The sequence below is a fragment of the Streptomyces xylophagus genome (genome assembly GCF_000716435.1).
GTDB lineage: Bacteria > Actinomycetota > Actinomycetes > Streptomycetales > Streptomycetaceae > Streptomyces > Streptomyces xylophagus.
On sequence record NZ_JNWO01000147.1, the window covers coordinates 1 to 429 of the forward strand.

1 rRNA gene is annotated in these 429 nt (G+C 58.0%); it reads left to right on the forward strand.

The window, feature by feature from the left end:
* Nucleotides 1-77, forward strand: a 16S ribosomal RNA gene (locus OO70_RS50720); the annotation flags it as partial.
* Nucleotides 78-429 lie beyond the last annotated feature (352 nt).

A 429-nucleotide genomic window follows, 5' to 3' on the forward strand; every position in this document is an offset into this window, starting at 1 on the left:
CGAAGGTGGGACTGGCGATTGGGACGAAGTCGTAACAAGGTAGCCGTACCGGAAGGTGCGGCTGGATCACCTCCTTTCTAAGGAGCATCTAGGCCGCCAGACATTGTCTGGTGGTCCAGGGCCATTACGTCGGCAAATGTCCGACGGTGGTTGCTCAAGGGTGGAACGTTGATTATTCGGCACTGTCGGTCATCTCATGGCTGCAAGTACTGCTCTTCGGAGCGTGGAAAGCTGACCTCGAGTGGCGATGGTGCCGGGCACGCTGTTGGGTGTCTGAAGGTACGGCTGTTAGCCGCCTTCAGTGCCGACCCCAGTGAACTTGCCTTAGGGCGGGGTGATGGGTGGTTGGTCGTTGTTTGAGAACTGCACAGTGGACGCGAGCATCTGTGGCCAAGTTTTTAAGGGCGCACGGTGGATGCCTTGGCACCA